Raw genomic sequence first — 19,370 nt, forward strand, 5'->3', positions numbered from 1 at the left:
ATGCAGATTATTGATGGAATAGCTATAGCCCGGGAATTGCGGGAAAAGGTTAAGGAACAAAATGCTGCTATAAATCTCAATCCTTGCCTGGCCATAATAGTGGTGGGGGATGATAAGGAAAGCCTGGTTTATGTAGGTCTGAAAGAAAAGGCAGTTGAATACAGCGGGGGCAGGGTAGAATATTTTTTGTTTCCGGCTGCTGCTAGAAAAGAAGACATAATTGCCAAAATAGAAGAGCTAAACCAAAATCCAGGAATCGACGGCATTTTGCTTCAACTTCCGCTGCCCGAAGCTTTAAAAGTTTATACTGACGAGATACTGGCCTCTATTGCTCCCGAAAAGGATGTAGATGGCTTTACACCATACAACCGGGGAATGCTTATGAGTGGAGAACCTTATTTTGTAAGCTGTGCTGCCCTGGCAGCTATGGAAGTGATAGAAAGATATATGCCGGTTTTGGAAGGCAAAAAGGCTGTTCTGGTAGGGGATTCATTTGACCTGGTACTGCCGTTAAGTATTGTTCTTTTAAAAAAAGGGGTAGAGGTAGATATAATACCTGACCAAAACAGGGGAAAGTTAAGGGCAAGCGATATATTTCTTTTTGAAAAAGGGGACCCTTTATCTATCAAATCTGATGTAATAAATGAAGGGGCTCTTGTTATAGATGCAGGTTTTCACTGGCTTTCCTATGATAAAATATGCGGCAATCTGGATGGAGAAACCTTTAAGGATAAAGAGGGGTTTTTGCTTCCAGTACCGGGAGGACTTGGTCCCATACTTATAAGCAAGCTTTTGTTCAATTTGCATACTGCGGCCAGGAGGAAAAAAGGGGAATAATGCCTGAATTTATCACGGTAAGCCAAGTAAATGAATATATAGATCAACTTATAAGAACAGATGGGGTTTTATGTGACATCTGGGTAAAAGGTGAAATATCAGGTTTTAAGCTGCACAGCCCTTCCGGCCATATGTACTTTACCTTAAAAGATGAAAAAGGGATTTTAAACTGTGTCATGTTTAAAAGCCGCTGCCGCAGCCTTAATTTTTCCCCGGAGGATGGGCAGGAAGTCCTGGCCAGGGGGAATATTGCGGTATTTCCTCCCCAGGGTAAATATCAGCTCTATGTAGAAGAAATGAGGCTTTATGGCCTGGGAGAGCTTTTTCGCTATTTAAGCCAGTTAAAAGAAAAACTTGCAAAGAAAGGATATTTTGACCCTGAACATAAAAAACCTTTGCCTCCTTTTGCCCGGAGGGTAGGTATAGTTACTTCCCAGGACGGGGCAGCTCTTCGGGATATGTGGCGCATTTTAAAAAGCCGTCATCCAGGAGTGGAGGTAGTTTTGGTACATAGTTCGGTACAGGGAGAGGAAGCTCCTTATGAACTGGCGGCCGGGATAAAAAAACTAAATGAATATGGAGATGTTGATGTTATTATAATTGGGCGCGGCGGCGGTTCGGTAGAGGATTTAATGGCTTTTAACGCGGAAGAAGTGGTAGAGGCGGTGTACCATTCCAGAATTCCGGTTATTTCTGCTGTAGGACATGAAGTGGATTTTTGTCTTACTGATTTGGCAGCTGATGTAAGGGCGGCCACACCTACCCAGGCAGCCCAGCTGGCAGTGCCGGATTTGAGCAGCTTTAGAGAGGAAATGGCTTCTTACCGGCAGCGTATAACAGGTTTGCTGGAAAGGAAAATTTCCTACTACAGCGAATTTTTAGATAGGATTATGATGCGAAGAGTTTGGCAGGAGCCGGAGTATATATGGCGGGAAAAAAAAGAATCTCTGAACAGGCTGGGAAGGGAGCTGGAACTCAGCATAGAAAATATATATGAAAGGAAAGCTCACCATTTTGCTCTGGCTTTATCTAGCCTGGAAAATTTGAGCCCTTTGCGGGTTCTTAAGCGTGGCTATGCGGTTATTATGAAAGATGGGGAAATTGTAAACAGTGTTGATAAAATAGAAACCGGGGACCGGTTAACGGCCAGATTGATAGATGGCAATATTATGCTGGAGGTAAAAGGCAGGGAAAAAGAGGAGTCATGGAAAATATGAGTTTTGAAGAAGCCTTAAAAAGGTTGGAAGAGATAGTTAGGAAACTGGAGGCAGGTGATTTGAGCCTCAAGGAATCTATAGACATTTTTGAAGAGGGCATGAGGCTTTCTCTTTATTGCCAGGAGGAACTGGAAAAGGCAAGTGCCAGAATAAAGAAGCTTATAAAAAGGGATGATGGCGAATTTGAACTTGTAGGATTTGATATAGGGGAAGGTTGCTGATGGAACATTCAGTTTTTGATGAGGTTTTATTTAAGCAGGCCTTTAAAGAAAGGCAGAGCTATATAGAGAAATATCTGAATGATTGTTTTGAAAGGATAAAAGGCTATCCCCCGCTTATCCATGAAGCCATGCATTACGCGCTTTTTAATGGCGGGAAAAGGATAAGGCCTATCCTGGTCCTGGAAGGTGCAAGGCTTGCGGGAGGAAATCCGGAAGATGTAATTTTGACTGCCTGTGCAGTAGAAATGATCCACTGTTATTCACTGGTGCATGATGACCTGCCGGCTATGGACAATGATGATTTCCGGAGGGGAAAGCCTACCTGCCATAAAGTTTATGGCGATGCGGTAGCTATTTTAACCGGGGATGCTCTGCTTACCGCTGCCTTTGAGCTTATGGCGCATAATGCGGAGGTTCCGGGAATTATGCCGCAGAATGCAGCCAGAGCCATAGCCGAGGTAGCAGGTGCCGCAGGAAGCCGGGGGATGATTGGAGGGCAGGTTATAGATTTAGGAACGGAAGGAATTAGGATAGACTATCATACCCTGCAGAAGATGCATGTGCTCAAAACAGGAGAGCTTTTTAAGGCTTCTTTGAAAGCAGGGGCTATACTGCATGGGATGCCGGAGGATAGGCTAAGATACCTAGAGGATTATGCCTATAACTTTGGCCTTGCTTTCCAGATAACTGATGATATCCTGGATGTAAAAGGGGACCAGAATATTATCGGCAAACCGGTAGGAAGTGATGAAAAGAACAGGCGCACTACCTATGTTACTTTGTTTGGGGTGGAGAAAGCCTTTGAACTGGCCAGGGAAAAAATAGAGGAATGTATTAACAGTTTGCGGATGTTTGGACAGGAAGCGGAATTTTTAAGGCAGCTGGCCTATTTTGTCCTTTACCGCAATTATTAATTTGCTTTTGCACAAACAATATGATAGAATATATGCCTCAACAGCGATTTATAAATTGTGGTATAATATATTATTGAAAAGTAGCTGGCAAAAGGTTGCAGTATTCTAGTCAACCCTTTTGGTGTCGAAGACGGGCCTAAAAATCCGTTAAGGGCACATCGATGAAGCTTCTGGTACTGGCTTTTGACGCCCAGTCAGGGGTCAGTGCTGGGAGTTAAGAATATAGGGGCAATCCGCAATGGCATGCGGACATGACCCCTATGTTCGCGGAGGCTCATCACCGCAAGGTGATGAGAAAACCTGCATTCGGTTAAAGCTGGGTGCAGTGTAGCCTGCCTTGAGTGGTGGCGGCGGATAAACCTGGTAGGCGGCAGTATCTTGGCCAGGATGCTGCTGCCTGTTTTGAAACCGTCTGCTGCAAAAGAGGCTAGACACCAAGTAGGGTTGTTGAGGAAAACTCCTAGACTGTGCGCATTTTTGCGCGGTTTATCGAGGATTAAAGTGCGTACTTAGTGGTAATCCAGTCTCACTTGCGGTGACGCGGTGAAGCGGGCATAAAGGGAAACCGCCCATCTGGCAACAGGTGGGAGACCTGCTGGGAAAACCTACTGGACCTATGTCGCAGCGTTTACTCGATAAACAACCTTTTGCCAGAACCGTTTTTTTTTATCTGGGGGAGTAAAAGAATTGAAACATTACATACAGAAGGAAAATCTGTTTTCAGGTTTGATAGTAGCCTTTTTTACCTTTTTTATTGCTCTTATTGTCAGCCTGGGCTCGGAAGCTCTGGTAAGAGCAGTAAATAGTGTAATACTGGCTATTATTTTATTATTTTTGGTTATTTTTACCGGTATATGTTTTGATATAGTAGGTACTGCAGCAGCTGCTGCGGATTTGCCTCCATTTAACGCGAAAGCAGCCAAAAAGGTGCCTGGTGCCAGACAGGCGGTAAAACTTATCCGCAATGCCGATATAGTAGCTAATTTTTGCAATGATGTGGTGGGTGATGTAGCTGGGACTTTAAGCGGTGCGATAGGGGCAGGAATAGTTATAAGCATGGCGGACATATTAGATTTAACCAATACTGTTTTGCTGGGGGCTTTGATGACCAGTTTGATTGCTGCTTTAACAGTAGGAGGAAAAGCGGTAGGCAAAAGTATAGCGCTCAGCAAAGCGAACAATATTATTTTTAGGGTTGCTGTCCTTATCGACTGGTGGGAAAGGATTACTGGACTCGAACTGTTTAAAAATAGAAGGTGATATAAGTAATGCCGAGAATACTGGACGGGATAAATTCACCTCATGATTTGAAAAAACTTAATATTTCCATGATGAATAAACTGGCAGAGGAAATAAGAGAGCTCCTGGTTGATACGGTATCCAGATGTGGAGGACATCTGGCTGCCAACCTGGGGGTGGTAGAGCTTACTTTAGCCCTCCATTATGTTTTTAATTCCCCAATTGACAAGATTATCTGGGATGTAGGACATCAAAGCTATGTGCACAAGATATTGACCGGCCGGAAGGATAGGATGCCTACTTTGAGACAGTATGGGGGATTAAGCGGTTTCCCCAAGTATGAAGAATCCCCGCACGATGTTTTTAATACCGGGCACAGCAGTACTTCCATTTCTGCTGCGCTGGGGCTTGCTCTGGCTCGTGATCTCAGGGGAGAAAAGTATTCGGTGATTGCCGTTATAGGTGATGGTGCCCTTACTGGAGGTATGGCTTTTGAAGCTTTGAATCATGCCGGACATGCGGGAACCGACATACTGGTAATCCTTAATGATAATGAAATGTCTATTTCCAGGAATGTAGGGGCTTTATCAAGCTATTTAAACCGGCTGCGCACGGAACCTTCTTATTCCCGGACCAAAGAAGAGATTGAAACCGTACTTAATAAAATACCGGGAATAGGCCCTAATATTGCACGGGCTGCAGGTAGAGTCAAAGATATGGTAAAATATATAATGGTTCCTGGGGTGTTTTTTGAAGAACTTGGCTTTACTTATATAGGCCCTGTTAACGGCCATGATCTTAATGAACTTACCCTGGTGCTGGCAAATGCCAAAAAGATGAAAGGTCCTGTGCTTATTCATGCTATAACTGAAAAAGGCCGCGGATATGAGCCTGCCCGCCGTAATCCTGACATTTTCCATGGTATTGGTCCTTTTGATGTAAATACAGGAAACCCTTTGCAAAAAAAGCTGAAGACCTATACAGAAATATTCAGTGATTTTATTGTAAATAAAGCTGAAAAAGACAAAAGCGTTGTAGCCATAACTGCAGCTATGGCAGGAGGAACCGGCCTTGAATTTTTTGCCAAAAAGTTTCCAGACCGCTTTTTTGATGTAGGAATATGTGAACAACATGCAGTAACTATGGCAGCAGGGATGGCAAGGGGTGGTTTGCGCCCGGTGGTAGCCATTTATTCTACTTTTCTGCAGCGGGCTTACGACCAGATTGTACATGATGTAGCTTTACAAAAGCTTCCCGTTATATTTGCCGTGGACCGTGCTGGATTGGTAGGGGAAGATGGCCCTACCCACCATGGAGTTTTTGATATTTCTTATCTGCGCAGTATTCCCAATCTAGTCATGATGGCTCCTTCCGATGAAAATGAGTTCCTGGATATGCTGGAAACTGCTTTTGCTCTTGATGTGCCGGTAGCGGTAAGGTATCCGCGCGGCATAGGGGAAGGAGCAAAGATTTCAGAAAAGAGGAATATTCTAGAAACAGGGAAAAGCAGGGTAATACATGAAGGCAGAGATTTGGGTATAATTGGGATAGGGCGGGGTATGAGCATTGCCAGGGATGTAGCCGGTATTCTTCAGGAAAAAGGCATTTCAGTCTATCTGGTAGATGCCCGCTTTATAAAGCCCCTGGATGGGCAGCAGTTTATGCAAATGGCCGCCAGTTTAAGGAGATTAGTTACTGTAGAAGATAACTGCCTGGCTGGAGGATTTGGAAGTGCGGTTTTGGAAATGCTGGCTGATAACGGGATAGAGGCTGATGTTTTGCGTATAGGGATTCCCGATGAGTTCATAGATCACGGCAAGGTAGAAATTTTGTGGGAATATATAGGGATGGATGCTTTGTCGGTTGCGGAAAGTATAATAAACCGCTGGCCTGATTTGCTGGACTATAATAAATGGGAGTTGCTGGATTTTGGCCAAAATTAGACTTGATGTGCTTATGGTGGAAAAAGGCCTGGTAAAAAGCAGGGAAAAAGCCAAAGCTTTGATTTTGGCAGGAGAAGTGCTGGTAAATGGCGTAAGAATAGACAAACCAGGTACTTCTGTAGAAGAAGATGCCAGGATTGATTTGCAGAAAACAGGCATAGCCTATGTAAGCCGTGGAGGATTAAAGCTGGAAAAAGCGATAAAAGTATTTGCCGTTGATTTTGAAGGAAAGGTAGTCCTGGATGTAGGAGCTTCTACTGGGGGATATACTGATTGTGCCTTGAAGCATGGCGCAGTTAAGGTATATGCTGTGGACGTAGGTTATGGACAGCTGGACTGGTCTTTGCGCAATGATCCCCGGGTTATAAATATGGAAAAAACCAACGTGAGATATCTTACCCGGGAGGCGCTGGGCGAGATGGTGGATATAGCAACTATTGATGTCTCATTTATATCTACCCTCCTGGTTTTCCCGGTGGTAAAAAATCTGGTTAAGCCGGAAGGCTTAATAATATCGCTCATTAAGCCTCAGTTTGAGGCAGGAAGGGAAAAGGTGGGCAAAAAAGGGGTAGTAAGAGATCCCTTGGTACATGAGGAAGTCCTTTTAAAGTGTATTAAAGGGGCTGAGAAAGAAGGCTTATATTGCAGCGGAATAACCTATTCCCCTATTACCGGACCGCAGGGGAATATTGAGTATTTTATAAAACTGGGTATAAAAGAAGAGATGCTGCCTGATATAGAAAAGCGGATAAAATCAGTGGTGGCCGAAGCGCACAGCGAGCTTGGAGGGCATTAAGGTGAAAATTCTTTTAGTCAATAACCGTTTTAAAGAGAATACGGAGATTACCGCCCAGGAAGTGGCTAAAAAGCTTATGCTTAAAGGATGCAGGGTAGAAATTGACAATGGAGAAGCCCTTTCTGAATTTAAAGATATTGATATCATCATGGTTTTGGGCGGCGATGGCACGCTTTTAAGAGCTGCCAGGCAGTATGCCTGTTTTAATGTGCCCCTTTTGGGAGTGAACATGGGGACGGTTGGCTTTTTAAGCCATATAAAAGTGGATGAAATAGAAACCTGTTTAGAAAAATTTTCCAAAGGGGATTATATCATTGATGAACGCATGATGCTCAAAGTATTTGTTTATAGAAACGGTACTTTACATGCAGAAATTTCAGCGCTGAATGAAGCAGTGGTGCGGACCAGGGTGCCCAGGCTTTTATCTTTTCCCCTGTACATAGAAAATGAAAAAATAGCTGATTATAAGGGAGATGGGGTTATAATAGCTACTCCTACCGGAACTACAGCCTATTCCCTTTCTGCTGGAGGACCGGTTCTGGAACCGGATATGGAGGCTTTGGTCATAACTCCGATCTCTTCTTATGTTTTGGCCCGCAGGCCGCTGGTTATAAAAGGCAACCGGGTTTTGTATCTGAAAAATTCAGGAAGTGGAGAAGAAATACTGTGTGCTGATGGGCAGGTCAATATTGACCTGCTGCCTGAAGATGAGATTTATTTTAAAAAAGCTGATTATAAGCTCAAGCTTTTAAATATAAAGAAACCTTCTTTTTTTCAGCATTTCGATAAACGTTTAGGAAGGTTTTAGGAGAAAGAAAGGTTATGTTGCAGGTGCCATTTAAAAATGCAGTCAATATTTCCCACTACATAGTAAGTCAGGTAGTAAGAGAAGGAGATAGAGCAATTGATGCTACCTGTGGAAGAGGCCACGATACGCTTTTACTGGCCAGGCTGGTGGGGGAGTCGGGAAAAGTTTTTGCTTTTGATATACAGGAAGAAGCCATACAGTCCGCTTATGTTTTGCTAAAGTCCCACCAGCTGGAGAACAGGGTGGTACTTATAAGCGAAGACCATGCGGAAATGAAAAAATATGTGCCTGGACCTGTAAAAGCCTGCATGTTTAATTTAGGCTATCTTCCGGGAGGAAATCACGCTATAAAGACGGAAGGGGAAAAAAGCGTGCAGGCTGTTGAGGCGGCTGTTGAGCTTATAAGCCCTGGTGGGGTGATAACGATTGTAGGTTATCCGGGACATGAAGGTGGAGAAGAGGAAATAGAGCTTATACGCGATTATCTGGCTCTTCTTCCCCAAAAAAAGTTTGAAGTTTGGGAAACCAGGTTTATAAACCAGGTTAATAACCCTCCCTGTATAATGGTGGTACAAAAATTATAGGTGGTGGTTCCTTTAACATGAAAGCGCGCAGGCATTTTGCCATCATAGATATAATATCTAACCAGCGCATAGCTACTCAGGAAGAGCTTTGTGAAGCTCTTAAAAAAAGCGGTTTTGATGTTACCCAGGCTACCGTTTCCCGGGACATAAAAGAACTGCAGCTTATAAAGATTCCGGATAAAGAGGGCTACCGGTATGCTCTGCCTGCCTCTACACCGCTTATTGCTTCCCAGGAAAGGATGAAGCGGGCGTTTGCTGATTCAGTAGTCAATATAGATTATAGCGGCAATATAGTAGTTATCAAAACCCTTCCCGGTGCAGCCCAGTCTATCGCTTCCATTATCGATAACTATGATAATCCTAATATTTTGGGGACGGTAGGAGGGGATGACACGGTATTTGTGGTGGTAAAACCGGAAAAGGCGGCGGAAAAGATTGCCGAAGAATTCAGGGGCTTTATTATGCCGGTTTAGGATAAGAGGGGATTTTTATGCTGCATGAAATATATATTAATAATTTTATTCTTATTGATGACCTGCGGCTGGAATTTGATAAAGGGCTTAATGTGCTAACCGGTGAAACCGGAGCTGGCAAGTCCATTATTATAGATGCCTTGAGCCTCATCATGGGGGAAAGGGTAAAAAATGAATTTTTAAAAGACGACAGCCGTAAAGCGACCGTAGAAGGAGTTTTCAGTATAGACAGCGAAGACCTCAGGTCTCTGCTTAAAGAAAGCGGTTTTATGGAAGAGGAAGACGACCATTTGATAATAACCCGGGAGATATATCCCCAGGGGAGAAGCATTGCGCGCATAAATGGACACACAGTTAATATAGCTTTTTTGAAAAAAATAGCCCCTTTCCTGATAGACATGCACCTGCAGCATGATCATCTGACTGTCCTGCGTCCGGAGATGTACTTGAGCTATGTGGACAGCTTTGTTCCCGAAGCCAGGAAAATAAGGGATAAGATAAAAGAAATCTATAAGGAATACCGCAGAATGATACAGGAACTGGAAGAGATAAAAAGGGAGGAAAAGGATAGAGCCCAGAAACTTGATTTTCTGGCTTTCCAGATAAATGAAATCAAAAAAGCCGGTTTGAAGCCTGAAGAAGAGGAAGAATTAAACCAGCTGGCGGAAAAGATGCGCAATGCCCATATACTGGCTAAAGCGGCTAGCCAGGTCTTAAAGCTGGTCTACAGTGATGAAAATGGCTTAAGCGCTTATGACCAGATAGCAGCAGCTGTCGAGGTGCTTAATGGAGCAAAGAAAGACAGCTTTCTGGAAGGGATTTATGCCCGTCTGGAAGAAATTTACTATAACATACAGGAACTGGCGGAAGAGCTTTCCCGTTATCGGGATGATCTGGATTTTGAGCCAGGCCTTATAGATGAGGTAGAAGCCAGGCTTTATGAAATTGGCAAACTTAAAAAGAAATATGGAGGAAGTATTCCAGAAATTCTTGCTTTTTTGGATAGAGCGGAAAAGGAATGGGAAAGACTGAATAACGCGGAAGAAAGGCAGGAAGACCTCCTTAAAAGCCTTGCTGCCATTGAAAAAGAATATTTGGCCCTGGCAGGGGAGCTTACTGAACTAAGGCAGAAAGGGGCTTATTTGCTGGAACAAAAAGTAGATAAAGAATTAAGGGAGCTCAGCATGCCTTATCTCAAATTTGCAGTGGTACTTTTAAGGGAAGATGATTTTTCGGAAAATGGGCTGGATAAAGTGGAATTTATGTTTTCACCCAATCCGGGAGAAGAGATGAGGCCTTTGTCTAAAGTTGCTTCCGGGGGAGAAATATCCCGCTTTATACTGGCTTTGAAAAAGGCTCTGGCGGAAGCTTATGAAGTTCCTACCCTTATATTTGATGAAATTGATGTGGGGGTGGGAGGGACGGCGCTGACGGCTATGGCCAGAAAGCTGGGGGAACTTGCCAGAAGCCATCAGGTAATTCTGGTTACCCATTCTCCGCAGATTGCAAGTTATGCGAATAAGCATTATCTAATAGAGAAAGAAGTGAGGGAAGGAAAAACTTTTACCCGGGTTAAGAAACTTGATTATGCAGGCAGGATTAAGGAACTGGCAAGGATGCTGGGAGGAGAAAACTATTCTGAGATTACTTTGAAACATGCCGGTGAAATGCTGGATAAGGCGATATTGGAGTTATAAGAAGGGGATTTTAGATCCCCTTTTTATTTTTGCTCCTTTAAATCCCTTATTTGTATACTTTGCTTGAGGGAGGGAGAAAATATGTAGTGTCAATTTTTCAGGGGAGTGAAAGCTTTGTCCATGTATAGACGGATGCGTCCTGTTTTAGGTTTTATAATAGCTTTTTTGTTTCTGGTTTTGTGCTTTACTCCGCAGATGCGGAGTATTTTGACTTTGCCTGATAACACAAAACTGGTGGTAGGAGAAAAGAGCAGCATAAAACTTGAGCTTCCCGCTGAAATCAGTGATAAACTGGACATGCTGGTAAATGAACATTATGAAAGTGTATTTGCCCAGCCTGAAGATTTCCCGGTAACGGTAAGAAAAAGCGGGAACAGTTATGAAATTTTGGCTTTAAAGCCGGGAAAAGCGGAAGTTACCCTTAAGGTTTGGGGCTATATTCCGGTAAAGACTATTGAGGTAGAATCGGTTCCAGTTAAAAGGGTAGTTTTGGGCGGACATTCTATAGGGGTTTTGCTGCAGTCTAATGGTATTATGGTGGTTGGCTTTGCTCCCATAACTACACCTGAGGGAGAAAAAATATCCCCAGCCAGGGAACAGGGAATTGAAATAGGCGATCTTATTATGGCTGTAGATGGATATGAAGTGAAAACGGAAAATGATCTGGCACGGATTATTGATGAGAAAAAGGATGAAACCGTTAGTTTGAGGATAAAAAGGGAAAATAAGATCATAAGTATACCGGTAAAGGCTCATTTTTGCTCGGAAACTGGAAGATACAGGATAGGGCTTTATGTAAGGGATGGGGTAATAGGGGTAGGGACTTTAAGCTTCTGGGATCCAGAGTCAAAATTTTATGCAGCTTTGGGACATATAATAGTTGATGCTGATACCAGGCAGGGAATAGATGTGTTGAAAGGGAAAATCATGAGTGCTTCTGTACAGACTATAAAACCGGGAAGGCCAGGAAGGCCGGGGGAAAAGATTGGGGTTTTTGACAGTGAAGGAGGAATTTCCGGTAATATAGTTAAAAATACTTTTTTTGGCATTTATGGACAAACTGATGGGGAGATAAAAAACCCTCTTTATGACTATACAGTAGAGGTGGGGTATGCACATCAGGTAAAGACGGGGCCAGCGGAGATGTATACAGTAGTGAACGGCAATAACATAGAAAAGTTTTCTATTGAAATAGAAAAAGTTTATCCGGAAAGGCAAAACGGTAAAGGGATGATAATCAGGGTTACCGATCCCAGGCTATTAATTTTAACCGGGGGGATAATTCAGGGCATGAGCGGAAGCCCTATTGTTCAGGATGGGAAAATAATCGGAGCAGTAACCCATGTTTTTTTAAATGATCCTACCCGCGGATATGGGGTTTTTATGGATAATATGCTGGCTGAGCTAGAAGAATACAGAAAAGAGGATTAGAAAGTTTCGACAAATTATAATGTTTATTCTGGCAGGAAATATGTAATTATAAGGAAAAGCAAGGTGGATAAAGGGTTTTTGAGATAGTATCCGGGGAAAGGTTTGTATATTTATGTTATTGTCTGCAGGATTATTGATTAATTTGATAGAAAAAAAAAGCAGGAAATAGTTGGTGTATAGTCGAAAAAATTTAATAGCTAAAAAGGGAAAATTATAAAGCGGGATGAGGGGGAATTATGTCTTATGTTCAGTGAAAATAAGCCCATAAAGGTCTTGCTGGCAGATGATAACCGGGAATTTTGCGGCATTTTAAGAGAATATTTTACGAATGAGGCGGATTTTGAGTTAGTCGGCATATGCAACAATGGGATGGAAGTTCTGGAAATACTGAAAAAAGAGGAAGTTGAAGTATTGATACTGGATCTTATTATGCCTTATGTCGATGGTATTGGAGTTTTGGAACAGATAGGGAACCTGAAACTCCAGAATCCCCCCAAGATAATAGTGCTGACTGCCTTTGGACAGGAAAATATAACCCAGAAGGCGGTACAGCTGGGAGCAGATTATTATATCCTTAAGCCTTTCAACCTGCAGCTTTTAGGGGACAGGGTGAGGGAAATAGCGCGCAATACCATGCCCAAACATGAAAGCAGGGGAAGCATGGCTGCTTATATACAACCGGTTTCTGCCCAGAAAGATCTGGAAGTAGAGGTTACCAAAGTTATACATGAAATCGGCGTTCCGGCTCATGTTAAAGGTTATCAATATCTGCGGGAAGCGATTATGATGGTAGTGGAAGAGGTTAATTATCTGGGAGCGGTTACCAAGGAATTGTATCCTGCCATTGCCCAGAAATATGATACAACTCCCAGCCGGGTAGAAAGAGCAATAAGGCATGCCATTGAACTGGCCTGGGATCGTGGAGACCTGGAAAAGATAAACAAGTTTTTCGGCTATACGATAAATGGAGAAAAAGGAAAACCTACCAACTCCGAATTTATAGCCATAATTGCTGACCGGCTGCGTTTGGAAAATAAAGTTAGCTAGATACCTAAAATCCTGATTTTCAAACAAGTTCTCAAAACCGCCTGCATTTTTGGGCGGTTTTAATTTTTATATCCAAAAATGGGGAAAATAATTGGGGAAATATATGAAAAATCCGGTTTTGCGCTTCTTTATAAAAAATACTTTTTGGTTTAGCCCTTATAGATATGTTATAATACTGACTTGAAGGATAATAATGCCAATATAAGTAAAAAGTTATAATAACATTTTGGCTTGTGTTATGAGGTGGGTTATGCTTATAAAAGGAAGGGCCAGATTGGACAGGCGTACCAAAAATCTGGTGAAAAGGCTTAAAAAAAATGAAATTGCTATTATAAACCATGATGATATAGATGAGGTTGCTGCCAATGCGCTGATTGACATAAAGCCGCAGGCGGTTATCAATGCCCTGCCTTCTATAACAGGCCGCTATCCGGCCAGGGGAGCTTATAAGATTTTGAAAGCCGGAATACCTATAATAGATGAAGCTGGGGAAGCGGTTTTTGAGGAGATAAAAGAAGGGGCTGTTATAACTATAAAAGGTGACGGGATTTTTTTGGGAGACAGGATGGTTGCCAGGGGAAAAGTGCTTACATTAAAAGATGTAGAAGCGAAAATAAGGGAAGCCAATCAAAATATCCAGCAGGAACTGGACAATTTTGTAGACAATACCCTGGAATATGCCAAAAAGGAAAAAGACATTCTCCTTGGCAATGTGGAAGTTCCTGTTCTTAATACTAACATGCTGGGCAAACATGTCCTTATAGTGGTCAGGGGAAGCAGCTACAAAGAGGACCTGCGCACTATAAGTTCTTACATTCAGGAGGAAAGGCCAGTTTTGATCGGCGTAGACGGGGGAGCTGATGCTCTTCTGGAATTTGGTCTTAAGCCGGATATAATTGTTGGGGATATGGATAGTGTTTCGGATGAAGCTTTAAAAAGCGGGGCAGAAATAGTGGTACATGCCTATGCTGACGGAAGGGCTCCGGGGCTTGAAAGGGTAAAAAGAATGGGGCTTGATGCTAAAATAATGGCTATGCCCGGAACCAGCGAAGATGTAGCCATGATACTGGCCTGGGAATATGGAGCCAGCCTTATTGTGGCAGTGGGCACCCATTCTAACATGATAGATTTCCTGGAAAAAGGTCGTAAAGGGATGGGAAGCACTTTCCTGGTAAGGTTGAAGGTGGGCTCCATTCTGGTTGATGCCAGAGGCGTAAGCCAGCTTTACAAGCAGAGCCTTTCTTCCCGGTATTTGATGCAGCTTCTGATGGCGGCCATGGTTCCCATAAGTATAATATTATGGGTTTCTCCTGCTACCAGGCCTTTTTTCCGTTTGCTGTGGCTGCAGCTCAAACTGTTTTTCAATATCTGATTTTTAAGGAGTAATGGATTATGGTAGATCTGAGATATCATATTGCCACTATTATCGCGGTTTTTTTGGCACTTGGCCTGGGGATACTTATCGGCAGCACCATCAAAGGTGATGGTATTTTGGTTGACCAGCAGCAAAAAATTATCGACCGGCTGGAGAACGAATTTGATGTGCTGCGGGAAAGGGAAAATGTGCTGATTATGCAGAATGAACAGAAAAACCGCATTATCGAAAATTATGAAAATTACAGCCGGACGGTTATGCCTTTTCTGGTTAAAGACCATTTAAAAGATTATAAGCTGGCGGTGGTAGTTACAGGTACCAGTGACATACCGGCCGGCATGATAAATACCCTTAACCAGGCGGGTGCAGAAGTGACTTCCAAAACTGTGGTGCTGGCCAACATAAAACTGAGCAGCACCAAAATCATAAAAAAGGTAATTGATTTTTACCATCTTCCTGCTGACACTTCTCCCGATGTTTTAAGGCAGTATATAGCAGAAAGTGTGGCTAGGGCGGTAATGAATAAAGCAGGGGGAGAAGAAATAAAATTTTTGCAGGAAAACGAGCTGGTAAAATTTAATGGCGATTATGCGGAACAGATAAATGGAGTGATTCTGGTAGGCGGATGCAACAATGTGGAAAACTATTTTGCCCCGGTTTTTGACCAGAGGCTTATAGAAAGCCTGATGACAGAGGGGGTAAAGGTTTTAGGGGTTGAAGTTTCCAATGTAGAGTACTCTTATATGCCTGATTATCAGAAGAATAATATAAGCACAGTCGATAACATAGATTTGAGTCCCGGGCAGATATCGCTGGTTTTTGCACTGGAAGGAGAAGCCGGCCATTACGGTATCAAAGAAACGGCGGAAAAATTTATGCCTTCCCTCCCGGTTGACACCCTGGGAGGTGAAAGGAGTTGAAAATAACTGCAGTTATTCCGGCATATAATGAAGGGGAACGTATTATTTCCACTATAGAAGGGGTAAAAAAGGTTAGGGAGATAAACCGTATTTTGGTGGTAAATGATGGATCTACCGATGATACTGCGGAAAAAGTAAGAACTGCCGGGGTAGAGCTTCTGGATCTCAAAGTTAACCGGGGAAAGGGGGGAGCTATGAATGCTGCCCTTCCTTATCTGGAAGATGCAGATATAGTAGTTTTTTTGGATGGGGATCTGGGGGAGACGGCGGCAGAAGCTTCTAAGATTGTCAAACCGGTTCTGGAAGGGAAAGCTGATTTGTGTATTGCAGCCTTTGGGCCTCCAAGCAGAAAGGGAGGTTTTGGCCTGGTAAAAGGGACTGCGGCCTGGATTATAAGAAGGACAGGTAACCTGGATTCGATTGCCCCTTTAAGCGGCCAGCGGGCTATGACGAAAGAAGTTTTGCGGGAAGTCACTCCCTTTAAAGAAGCGTATGGAGTGGAGCTGGGAATGACCCTTAAAGCTTTGCAGAAGGGTTTTCGGGTGATGGAAGTACCTACAGAAATGAAACACAATGAAACGGGAAGAGATTTAAAAGGGTTTATACACAGAGGAAAACAGTTCCTGGATGTACTGAAGGTTATAAAAGATGAAATAAGGAGGAAGTGAGTTTGCTTGATTTTTACCTTATCCAGGTAATTCCTTTGTTTTTAGGGGCTTTGGCGGAAGGAGCGGTACTCTTTTTGCTTCTCAATATGTTAAAGGAAACCGGTGCTACCGGCAAAAACTTTCAGGGAATAGATATACCGGTAAGTGCAGGGATATCTTTTCCCATGTCACTTATCATAGTGGCTGTATTTTATGAGCTTTTAGGATGGTACGAAGATGCGTACCTTTTATTTATTTTTGGCCTGGTAGCTATTTCTTTTTTGGGTTTTATTGATGACCGTCTGGGAAGGCGCGACACTTTGGGATTTAAGGGGCATTTTGGCGCTCTTTTTAAAGGAAGGCTTACTACAGGTGGCTTAAAAGCCCTGGGAGGAGGCGTAATATCCTTATTCTTAGCCTTATCTCTATCAAAAAGCTGGTATGATATAATTGTAAATACTTTAATAATTGCCCTTTTCACCAATCTGTTAAATCTTTTAGACTTGAGGCCGGGGCGGGCGATTAAAGGTTTTTTAATATTTGGGGCTGTTATCCTTGCTTTAGCCCGGTTTAATACGAATTCATGGTTGTTTTTGCCTCTTCTGGGAGCTGTTGTGGTATATTTCCCGGTTGACCTCAAGGCTAAAGCTATGATGGGGGATGCTGGCTCTAATGTGCTGGGGCTTGCCTTAGGATACTGGTGTGTTTTATCTTTGGAATTTCCTTACCGTATTGGGGTTCTGGCTTTTCTGCTGGCGGTACATGTATATACCGAAAAATATTCGCTTACCGAAACTATAGAAAATAATCAGGTTTTAAAATGGCTTGACGATTTGGGAAGATAAAGGCAAGGAGGAAAAATGAGGTGCTGGACCAAAAAAGGCTGGTTGCAAACTTTGTGAAAATGGTAGGCATAAGTTCGGTTTCCCGCAGGGAAAAGGAGTTTAAAGAATTCCTGCAGGCGGAGTTTTCAAAACGGGGATTTATTGTGGAAGAAGATAATGCTGGCGAAATTATTGGAGGCAATGCCGGCAATTTGCTGGTGAAGATTCCCGGGAATTTAGATATGCCGCCTCTCCTTTTTTCTGCCCATATGGATACAGTAAGCCCGGGTGAAGGAATAAGGGCAGTTATTGATGGCGATATTATCCGCAGCAGTGGAGATACTATTTTAGGTTCTGATGATAAGGCGGCTGTTGCGGTACTTCTGGAAGTTGCAGATATCCTGACAGAAGAAGGTCTGCCTTATCCTCCCTTAGAGTTTTTATTTACGGTAGCGGAAGAGGAAGGCCTTAAAGGGGCTAAAAATTTTGACTTCAGCAGGGTGCAGGCAAGGATGGCTTATGTGCTTGATGCTGGTGGGGAACCGGGAACAATTGTGACAGGTTCTCCCTGGCACCATGAAATAGAATACCTGGTATATGGAAAAGCTGCTCATGCCGGTATGGACCCGGAGAACGGCATAAATGCCATAAAAGCAGCAGCCAGGGCTTTAGCAAAGATGCCGTGCGGCAGGCTTGATGAGGAGACTACCTGTAATTTTGGCTTGATTGAGGGAGGAAAAGCCAGAAATATTGTGGCTGATTTTTGCCATATTAAAGGAGAAGCCAGGAGCCTCAATCAGGATAAACTTACCAGACTTACGGAAGAGCTTAAGCAGGTATTTTTAAGTGAAGTAGAAAAAGAAGGGGCCAGGGGAGAAGTTAGAATACAGGCTCTTTATCCGGGGGTAAAGCTTGCCCCGGATGCTGAAGTAGTTAGAATAGCAGCCAGGGCTTGTGAAAAGATAGGAATAGAGCCAAAATTTACAGGAACTGGCGGGGGGAGTGATGCCAGTATCATAAATGGGGCTGGCATTCCCTGTGCCAATCTGGGTATAGGGATGTGCAAGGTGCATACCAGTGAAGAATATATCAGGATAGGTGATTTGGTAACCGATGTAAAACTTATTCTTTCCATTATCGAAACTTATGCAGAGTTGAAGAAAGCAGGGAATTGATATGATAGAGATAAAAAAAGGGGTTATAAAGGAAGAACTGTTTGCCCGCAGGGGGATTAAAGGATTTAAAGTCATAATAGATGCCAGAGAGGAAAAGTGCATAGCTTATCCTGATCTGGTGGGAGAAGTAAATCCTGGTGATGAGGTGCTTTTAAATACCACTGCAGTTTCTTTGCAGCTGGGAAGCGGAGGATATCACTACATTATGGCCAACTTGAGCTGCCCGGAAAAAGATTTAACTCCGGGGGGGCATATTATGAAACTGAGGTATACCCCTATGCAGCTCAAGGTATTAAGTGTAGAAGAAGAAGCCAGCCCTTATCATGAAAGGATTAAAAACCGGGACAGCCTGGATAATACCCCGGTACTGGTTGCTACCCTGCATTCCATGCTGGCACCTCTCTGCCTGAAGCTTGCTTCAGCAGGTTTTAAAACTGCTTATGTGATGACAGATGGGGCAGCACTTCCTTTATATTTCAGCCACACGGTAAACTATCTGAAAGAAAAAGGGTTTTTATCAGGTACGGTTACGGTGGGCCATGCTTTTGGAGGCGACCTGGAAGCTGTCAACATATATTCCGGGCTTCTGGCAGCCGGGGAAGTATTTAACCCGGATGTTATTATTGTAAGCATGGGCCCGGGTATAGTGGGAACCGGCACCAAATGGGGATTTACAGGAATTGAGCAGGGAGAAATACTTAATGCCGTAGAAACCCTTAAAGGCCTGCCTGTATGTGTCCCCCGCATAAGTTTTGCCGATCCCCGGGAGCGGCACAGGGGCCTAAGCCATCATACCTTGACTGTTCTTTCGCGCGTATGCAGGGTTGAAGCTGTTCTACCTCTCCCGGTTATGGATGAAGAAAAAATATCCTATATATTTGAGCAGTTGAGAATAAACGGCCTGTGGGACCGCTACCAGATTTGCCTGGAAGACGGCAGTGATATATTTGAGATACTTGAACAGGCCGAAATAAATATAACTACCATGGGAAGAGGACTTGCAGAGGAAAAAGAATTTTTCCTATCCCTGGGAGCCTCTGCCGCAGCAGCTATAAAGATGCTAAACCACCAGCCTTTGAACAGGGTAAGGCTAGTTTAGATTGAGCCTTATGAACTCAGACAAAGTTATATGGGGTGGATAGCCGGAAAAGAGATAAGGTAAGTCCTTGATTTTTCCCAGATAGATTATGCCTTTTTTTTGTACTATCATATTCATCTGCAT

The 19,370-nt window shown here is 43.3% G+C and carries 20 protein-coding genes; 19 read left to right on the top strand and 1 reads right to left on the bottom strand.

Features of this window, described 5'->3' with window-relative positions; translation table 11 throughout:
- The 19 genes from ACZ42E_RS02655 to ACZ42E_RS02745 all read left to right on the top strand — a co-directional run bounded on the left by ACZ42E_RS02655 (position 1) and on the right by ACZ42E_RS02745 (position 19,247).
- Positions 1-837 (top strand): bifunctional 5,10-methylenetetrahydrofolate dehydrogenase/5,10-methenyltetrahydrofolate cyclohydrolase, encoded by an 837-nt coding sequence (locus ACZ42E_RS02655; RefSeq protein WP_464892911.1) that lies wholly within the window; start codon positions 1-3, stop codon positions 835-837.
- Positions 837-2,054 (top strand): exodeoxyribonuclease VII large subunit, encoded by a 1,218-nt coding sequence (xseA, locus tag ACZ42E_RS02660; protein ID WP_464892912.1) that lies wholly within the window; start codon positions 837-839, stop codon positions 2,052-2,054. The genes ACZ42E_RS02655 and xseA overlap by 1 nt, the downstream gene beginning before the upstream one ends.
- Positions 2,051-2,275, top strand: coding sequence for an exodeoxyribonuclease VII small subunit (gene xseB / locus ACZ42E_RS02665; protein ID WP_464892913.1), 225 nt, complete (start codon positions 2,051-2,053; stop codon positions 2,273-2,275). Before xseA ends, xseB begins: the two co-directional genes overlap by 4 nt.
- Positions 2,275-3,189, top strand: coding sequence for a polyprenyl synthetase family protein (locus ACZ42E_RS02670; protein ID WP_464892914.1), 915 nt, complete (start codon positions 2,275-2,277; stop codon positions 3,187-3,189). The genes xseB and ACZ42E_RS02670 overlap by 1 nt, the downstream gene beginning before the upstream one ends.
- A 687-nt stretch (positions 3,190-3,876) precedes the next feature.
- Entirely contained in the window at positions 3,877-4,449 is a 573-nt protein-coding gene (locus tag ACZ42E_RS02675) for a hypothetical protein (RefSeq protein WP_464892915.1), read from the top strand.
- An 8-nt stretch (positions 4,450-4,457) separates the two neighbouring features.
- Positions 4,458-6,371, top strand: a complete 1,914-nt coding sequence (gene dxs / locus ACZ42E_RS02680; protein WP_464892916.1) for a 1-deoxy-D-xylulose-5-phosphate synthase — start codon at positions 4,458-4,460, stop codon at positions 6,369-6,371.
- Positions 6,358-7,167: a TlyA family RNA methyltransferase gene (locus tag ACZ42E_RS02685; protein ID WP_464892917.1), complete on the top strand. Its 810-nt coding sequence runs from the start codon at positions 6,358-6,360 to the stop codon at positions 7,165-7,167. Before dxs ends, ACZ42E_RS02685 begins: the two co-directional genes overlap by 14 nt.
- A gap of 1 nt (position 7,168) precedes the next feature.
- Positions 7,169-7,975 (top strand): NAD(+)/NADH kinase, encoded by an 807-nt coding sequence (locus ACZ42E_RS02690; protein ID WP_464892918.1) that lies wholly within the window; start codon positions 7,169-7,171, stop codon positions 7,973-7,975.
- A gap of 23 nt (positions 7,976-7,998) precedes the next feature.
- Positions 7,999-8,559 carry a tRNA 5-(aminomethyl)-2-thiouridylate-methyltransferase MnmM gene (mnmM, locus tag ACZ42E_RS02695; protein WP_464892919.1) on the top strand — a complete coding sequence of 187 codons (561 nt, stop codon included), beginning with the start codon at positions 7,999-8,001 and terminating at the stop codon, positions 8,557-8,559.
- 17 nt (positions 8,560-8,576) lie between these two features.
- Positions 8,577-9,032, top strand: coding sequence for an arginine repressor (argR, locus tag ACZ42E_RS02700; RefSeq protein ID WP_464892920.1), 456 nt, complete (start codon positions 8,577-8,579; stop codon positions 9,030-9,032).
- A 17-nt stretch (positions 9,033-9,049) separates the two neighbouring features.
- On the top strand, positions 9,050-10,729 hold the full coding sequence (gene recN / locus ACZ42E_RS02705; RefSeq protein WP_464892921.1) for a DNA repair protein RecN: 1,680 nt from the start codon (positions 9,050-9,052) through the stop codon (positions 10,727-10,729).
- Between the two features lie 120 nt (positions 10,730-10,849).
- The gene (spoIVB, locus tag ACZ42E_RS02710) at positions 10,850-12,160 is read left to right on the top strand and encodes a SpoIVB peptidase (protein ID WP_464893465.1); all 1,311 of its coding nucleotides are present in this window, start codon (positions 10,850-10,852) and stop codon (positions 12,158-12,160) included.
- Positions 12,161-12,403: 243 nt separating this feature from the next.
- Positions 12,404-13,207, top strand: a complete 804-nt coding sequence (spo0A, locus tag ACZ42E_RS02715; protein ID WP_464892922.1) for a sporulation transcription factor Spo0A — start codon at positions 12,404-12,406, stop codon at positions 13,205-13,207.
- Positions 13,208-13,457: 250 nt separating this feature from the next.
- Positions 13,458-14,579: a putative cytokinetic ring protein SteA gene (steA, locus tag ACZ42E_RS02720; protein WP_464892923.1), complete on the top strand. Its 1,122-nt coding sequence runs from the start codon at positions 13,458-13,460 to the stop codon at positions 14,577-14,579.
- Positions 14,580-14,599: 20 nt separating this feature from the next.
- Positions 14,600-15,502 (top strand): copper transporter, encoded by a 903-nt coding sequence (locus tag ACZ42E_RS02725; RefSeq protein ID WP_464892924.1) that lies wholly within the window; start codon positions 14,600-14,602, stop codon positions 15,500-15,502.
- On the top strand, positions 15,499-16,170 hold the full coding sequence (locus ACZ42E_RS02730; RefSeq protein WP_464892925.1) for a glycosyltransferase family 2 protein: 672 nt from the start codon (positions 15,499-15,501) through the stop codon (positions 16,168-16,170). The genes ACZ42E_RS02725 and ACZ42E_RS02730 overlap by 4 nt, the downstream gene beginning before the upstream one ends.
- 2 nt (positions 16,171-16,172) lie before the next feature.
- The gene (locus ACZ42E_RS02735; RefSeq protein ID WP_464892926.1) at positions 16,173-16,994 is read left to right on the top strand and encodes a hypothetical protein; all 822 of its coding nucleotides are present in this window, start codon (positions 16,173-16,175) and stop codon (positions 16,992-16,994) included.
- A 20-nt stretch (positions 16,995-17,014) separates the two neighbouring features.
- Positions 17,015-18,148 carry a M20/M25/M40 family metallo-hydrolase gene (locus tag ACZ42E_RS02740; protein ID WP_464892927.1) on the top strand — a complete coding sequence of 378 codons (1,134 nt, stop codon included), beginning with the start codon at positions 17,015-17,017 and terminating at the stop codon, positions 18,146-18,148.
- A 1-nt stretch (position 18,149) separates the two neighbouring features.
- A complete protein-coding gene (locus tag ACZ42E_RS02745) occupies positions 18,150-19,247 on the top strand; it encodes a DUF3866 family protein (RefSeq protein WP_464892928.1) in 1,098 nt (365 codons plus the stop codon).
- Here the strand turns inward: ACZ42E_RS02745 and ACZ42E_RS02750 are convergent.
- Complete coding sequence (locus ACZ42E_RS02750; protein WP_464892929.1) at positions 19,239-19,364, bottom strand: hypothetical protein; 126 nt, start codon at positions 19,362-19,364, stop codon at positions 19,239-19,241. The genes ACZ42E_RS02745 and ACZ42E_RS02750 overlap by 9 nt on opposite strands.
- Positions 19,365-19,370: the final 6 nt, after the last annotated feature.

It is taken from the genome of Thermosyntropha tengcongensis (assembly GCF_055381335.1).

Coding starts and splice junctions, on each gene's coding strand:
- ACZ42E_RS02655 (WP_464892911.1), top strand. CDS start 1: ATGCAGATTATTGATGGAATAGCTATAGCCCGGGAATTGCGGGAAAAG.
- xseA (WP_464892912.1), top strand. CDS start 837: ATGCCTGAATTTATCACGGTAAGCCAAGTAAATGAATATATAGATCAA.
- xseB (WP_464892913.1), top strand. CDS start 2,051: ATGAGTTTTGAAGAAGCCTTAAAAAGGTTGGAAGAGATAGTTAGGAAA.
- ACZ42E_RS02670 (WP_464892914.1), top strand. CDS start 2,275: ATGGAACATTCAGTTTTTGATGAGGTTTTATTTAAGCAGGCCTTTAAA.
- dxs (WP_464892916.1), top strand. CDS start 4,458: ATGCCGAGAATACTGGACGGGATAAATTCACCTCATGATTTGAAAAAA.
- argR (WP_464892920.1), top strand. CDS start 8,577: ATGAAAGCGCGCAGGCATTTTGCCATCATAGATATAATATCTAACCAG.
- recN (WP_464892921.1), top strand. CDS start 9,050: ATGCTGCATGAAATATATATTAATAATTTTATTCTTATTGATGACCTG.
- spoIVB (WP_464893465.1), top strand. CDS start 10,850: ATGTATAGACGGATGCGTCCTGTTTTAGGTTTTATAATAGCTTTTTTG.
- spo0A (WP_464892922.1), top strand. CDS start 12,404: ATGTTCAGTGAAAATAAGCCCATAAAGGTCTTGCTGGCAGATGATAAC.
- steA (WP_464892923.1), top strand. CDS start 13,458: ATGCTTATAAAAGGAAGGGCCAGATTGGACAGGCGTACCAAAAATCTG.
- ACZ42E_RS02725 (WP_464892924.1), top strand. CDS start 14,600: ATGGTAGATCTGAGATATCATATTGCCACTATTATCGCGGTTTTTTTG.
- ACZ42E_RS02745 (WP_464892928.1), top strand. CDS start 18,150: ATGATAGAGATAAAAAAAGGGGTTATAAAGGAAGAACTGTTTGCCCGC.
- ACZ42E_RS02750 (WP_464892929.1), bottom strand. CDS start 19,364: ATGAATATGATAGTACAAAAAAAAGGCATAATCTATCTGGGAAAAATC.